General features: G+C 34.6%; 4 protein-coding genes. 1 reads left to right on the top strand and 3 read right to left on the bottom strand.

Going from position 1 to position 4,541, the window contains the following annotated elements:
• The first annotated feature begins 25 nt into the window (after window positions 1-25).
• The gene (locus tag AC3DU7_RS18330) at window positions 26-691 is read left to right on the top strand and encodes a hypothetical protein (protein ID WP_488040754.1); all 666 of its coding nucleotides are present in this window, start codon (window positions 26-28) and stop codon (window positions 689-691) included.
• 408 nt (window positions 692-1,099) lie between these two features.
• Here AC3DU7_RS18330 and AC3DU7_RS18325 read toward each other — a convergent pair whose 3' ends face one another.
• The 3 genes from AC3DU7_RS18325 to cax all read right to left on the bottom strand — a co-directional run bounded on the left by AC3DU7_RS18325 (window position 1,100) and on the right by cax (window position 3,583).
• Window positions 1,100-1,312 (bottom strand): hypothetical protein, encoded by a 213-nt coding sequence (locus tag AC3DU7_RS18325; RefSeq protein ID WP_488040753.1) that lies wholly within the window; start codon window positions 1,310-1,312, stop codon window positions 1,100-1,102.
• A gap of 83 nt (window positions 1,313-1,395) precedes the next feature.
• The gene (gene hisF, locus AC3DU7_RS18320; protein WP_488040752.1) at window positions 1,396-2,172 is read right to left on the bottom strand and encodes an imidazole glycerol phosphate synthase subunit HisF; all 777 of its coding nucleotides are present in this window, start codon (window positions 2,170-2,172) and stop codon (window positions 1,396-1,398) included.
• Window positions 2,173-2,464: 292 nt separating this feature from the next.
• Complete coding sequence (gene cax / locus AC3DU7_RS18315) at window positions 2,465-3,583, bottom strand: calcium/proton exchanger (RefSeq protein ID WP_488040751.1); 1,119 nt, start codon at window positions 3,581-3,583, stop codon at window positions 2,465-2,467.
• Window positions 3,584-4,541 lie beyond the last annotated feature (958 nt).

Below are 4,541 nucleotides of genomic sequence, written 5' to 3'. Positions count from 1 at the left end.
TTAGAACTAAAAATCTCAAAGAATTATGCGGTTAGATTTAGAAGGATTAGAAATTACAAAGGGTGAACTTAAACATCTGAGTGGAGTAAGTTTAGGTAAAATATTACTACCGCCCACCAAAACTAAATATTTATTAGAAGGTTTTAAAAGTTTACTGATAGTTTTACTTTTATTTGTTAGTTACTGGATGGCAGTAAAAATCTTCAATACACACTATTTATTATTAATAATTATTTATGTAGGTATGGGAGTAGGATTATTCTTAGAAGATATCTATAAGATATTTATTACTCGTAAAAATCAAAGTCTGGTTAGATTATTTGAAGATGTAGATAAATATAATTCCATTGTTCAAGCGATCGCTATTAATGACAAAATTGAAGATGCTGGGAACCCCCAAGTTAAATTGAGTAATCGCACCAAAATTATAGAGGCTCTCAAACTAATTAGAGAAGATTTAATTAGGGCCTTGAAAACTGAGCGAATTATCAGGGAAAATAAGAAATTTGTTAATACTAATACAGACTTATTTGCTTTTGATTTTAAGACTTTGACAGCTTTGCAAATTAATGATAAAGCTAGCGAACATGGAATATTACTTAACGAAGCCTTAGAAATAGTAATCGAAGTTAGGGAAGAGATGAAAAAATTACAAGACGAACATTCGCTAAACCAAGGGAATTTTAAGTAAAAATTAGAAGTCTACAAAAAAAGGCAGGCTTTCCCCTAATAATAGGGTTTGCTGAATAAAGTCTTTTTGCTGGGTTAGGGAGTAGTTAGGGCTTGCTGAAAAGCTAATACTTTTTCAAGGCATAAATTCCATCAAACCAATATCAGTCAATACTTTGATAATTAATCAGCAAGCCCTATTTAGACCTGATTTTCTATAGTTTTGTCAACAGACGAGAGATTAAAAAAAATTCCACAACATCCCAATGGGATTATATTTCAAAGTGTAGGGGCTTATTCAGAAACATGATATAGCAACCTTACTTTAGGTCAGGACAATAAATATGGGTTGTTTGCGCAGCACTCCGGTAGTAAAAAGCAACAGGCAAAAGAGGAATGTCCTATGTAACGCTATATCTTCCAGACCAGCTTAAAAATATGCATAGGAGTGTTGAGACATTTGAGTTAGGTCACTCATGCAAGTACCAATTAGAAAATAAACTACCATCATTGCAGCAGCAGATGTAGCAACTAAAATGCCAGCTAGCATTAAAGAAAACTCTCGATGATTGAATGATTCTTGCATTAGATGCAGAGACCATGCCACTAAGGCCACATCAAGTATTAGAATAGTGAATAACATAAGTTACATTTTGTAACAGTTCCTCTATTCTAACAATATTTCTTAAAAAAACATCCTAATTTTTTTACTAAAAAAATATAAAGTTAAACTAAGCCATGTCTCACAGGAACTTGATGGTTAGCTAAATAATCCTTAATTTCTGATACGCTTAGTTGACCATAATGAAGTAAAGAAGCAAGTAAAGCCGCTTCTGCCCTACCCTCAGTTAAAGCCTCAAAAATGTGCTGACAGTTACCTGCACCGCCAGAAGCAACCACTGGAATTTGAACATTCTCTGCTATGGCTCTAGTAAGGTCTAAATCATAACCAGCTTGGGTTCCATCAGCATCCATACTTGTAACAAGAAGCTCTCCTGCACCTCTTTTCTCTACTTCCAATGCCCAAGATATTGCATCTTTGCCAGTATTTTCTCGTCCACCCCGCACATAAACGTCCCAACCTAATTTATCTGGATCTAGACGACGACGGGCATCAATAGCTACCACAATACATTGATTCCCGAAGCGGTCACTTGCCCGATCTATTAAGTCAGGGTTACGTACCGCTGCCGAATTTATACTTACTTTATCGGCACCCGCTCTTAATAAATCTTTAATATTTTCTAAGGATTGGATACCTCCACCTACTGTTAGAGGGATAAAAACCTGTTCTGCAGTCCTATAAACCACATCTATTATGGTATCTCGGTCTTCGTGGGTAGCAGTAATATCAAGAAAGACCAACTCATCAGCACCAGCATCATTGTATACTTGGGCCAGTTCTACAGGGTCTCCAGCATCTTGAAGATTAACAAAGTTGACACCTTTAACTACTCGACCTGCATTAACATCAAGGCAAGGTAAAATTCTTTTGGCCAGCATAGAAATAAGTTAGTTATAAACGACGGAGTTAGAAGTCAAAAGTTAAAAGTTAGAAGTTAGAAGTTAGAAGTCAAAAGTCAAAAGTTAAAAGTTAGAAGTCAAAAGTTAAAAGCTAAAAAGGAAGAAGTCAAAAGCTAAAAAGGAAGAAGTTAAAAGGGAAGAAAAAGGTGCGGGCATTTTGCCCGCAATACCTCACTGATATGAAAAATACTGTTAAGTTTTAGATAGCATTTTCCTCGACATTTGTGAACAACTGAAGCTGATAGCTGATAGCTGAGTGCTGAGTGCTACTTCAAGTTAATCCTTCAATCACAGGATGGTAATAGAAAGCTAATCCCAAAACGGCATAAGCTGCTAATAATAAAGCTCCTTCTAACCAATCAGAACGACCATCAGAACTTACAGAATTAGCAATTAATACAGCTACTACTACTGCTACTAATTCAAAAGGATTAAAATTCAAATCCATTGGTTGACCTAATAACAAACCTGCCAAAATTAACACTGGTGCTACGAATAAAGCAATCTGTAAACTAGAACCTACTGCCACTGAAACAGACAAATCCATTTTATTTTTCATAGCAACAGTAACTGCCGTAGCATGTTCGGCAGCATTACCAATAATTGGAACTAAAATTACACCAGTAAATAGAGTAGTTAACCCCAAAGTTTCTGTAGCTTCTTCTAGGGAATCAACTAATAATTCTGATTCAAATGCTACGGCTAAAGTTGCTACTAATAGTACAGAAATCCACAGTAACAAATTAGGTTTATGCTCAGAATTTTCTTCTGATTCAGTATTAGCATTTGAGTCTTCTGATTCACTGCCTGCTACACCAACTTCATATAAATAAGAGTGAGTCTTCATTGAAAATAATAAGGTGAGTATATAAACAGCAATTAATACTACTGCTACTGCACCCGAAAGATTTTGCATAGTATTTTGACTAATACCATTAGAGGTAGCATTTACGGCTGTTGGAACTAAAATTGCAATTACAGCTAGGTTCATTGCTGAAGCATTTAAACGAGCTACTACGGACTGAAATTTTTGTTCTTTAAAACGTAGCCCACCTAAAAACATTGATAAACCCATTACTAACAATAAGTTACCAATTATAGAGCCAGTAATACTCGCTTTAACTACACTTACTAACCCAGCATTTAGAGCAATAATACCAATAATTAATTCTGTAGCATTTCCGAATGTAGCATTCAATAATCCACCCAAGTTAGGACCAAGAACAACAGCAATTTCTTCTGTAGCTGTACCCATCCAAGCTGCTAAAGGAATAATTGCTATAGCAGATGTAATAAAGATAGCTGATGAACCCCATTCTAGGAAATTACCTGCAATTGAAATTGGAATAAATACTAAGAAAATTGAAATGATTGTTTGTGCATTTAGCATAAGGTGTAAATTCCCAGTTTATTGAATCAGACAATTAAGCAAAAATCAATAGGACTTGCTGAAAAAGTATTTTGCGGAGGGGTATAATTCAGGACTAAGAAGTCAGGAGTTAGAAATTAGGATAAATATGAAACACCTAAGCAAGAGATAGAAAAAATAGAGAATTTTTTTGGATATCCCAGGCTGAATTATAGCAAATTAGTAGTTGAAATGAGTTTAAGCTCATAAATAGCATAGGATTCAACCAAATAAAAATCCATTTTTCTGAGAATTGCTTTTTTGTATTCCTATGATCCTTAAAATTCTACCTCAATAACTTATCAATTCAAACCTGACAGAGTACTAAAATCTTGATGTCTTACCAGTTTAACTCATAATTGTTGGCAGACTTGAAAATATATTTGTTTCACATACCACTAGTTGCTATTTCTGAAAAGAACTATACAATTTATAACGACCGTTTGTTTATCCTTTAAAGGATGGGCTTTAAACCTTAATTATTCGGTAATAATTAATAATTGTTGAAATATGTACATTAATGAACAAACACTGATTTTTTTAACGAAAAATTAAGCTTTTTCAGTAAACCCTACTTAAACAAATAAATCTGTTAAAAATAGTGGGATAGGTTCATTCTATAATTACTTCAATATTCAATTGCTTCTACTGTTATACTCCCTACCCAAAACTTCATAACTAAGTATTCAAGCGGATTTAATCTTACTGTGGCAATCAACAGAAAATGCTATTACGATGAGACATCTCCAATAATAAAAAATCAAATCAATTATCTCATAGAAATTATCAATTCTTTCCCCCTACTCTGTAGGGATGTTGCATATAACGTCCCTACCTACTTCTTACCGAAAAATCGTGGGTATGCGCCTCCCCTTTTAAGGGGATAAAAAGCGGTCGAGGGATGGCGAGGTCCCCTCGCCATATCCAATCGACCAAGACA

This window comes from Okeania sp. (assembly GCF_983059655.1).
This window is presented reverse-complemented; position numbering and strand designations above follow the sequence as displayed.

Coding starts and splice junctions, on each gene's coding strand:
- hisF (WP_488040752.1), bottom strand. CDS start 2,172: ATGCTGGCCAAAAGAATTTTACCTTGCCTTGATGTTAATGCAGGTCGA.
- AC3DU7_RS18325 (WP_488040753.1), bottom strand. CDS start 1,312: ATGTTATTCACTATTCTAATACTTGATGTGGCCTTAGTGGCATGGTCT.
- AC3DU7_RS18330 (WP_488040754.1), top strand. CDS start 26: ATGCGGTTAGATTTAGAAGGATTAGAAATTACAAAGGGTGAACTTAAA.
- cax (WP_488040751.1), bottom strand. CDS start 3,583: ATGCTAAATGCACAAACAATCATTTCAATTTTCTTAGTATTTATTCCA.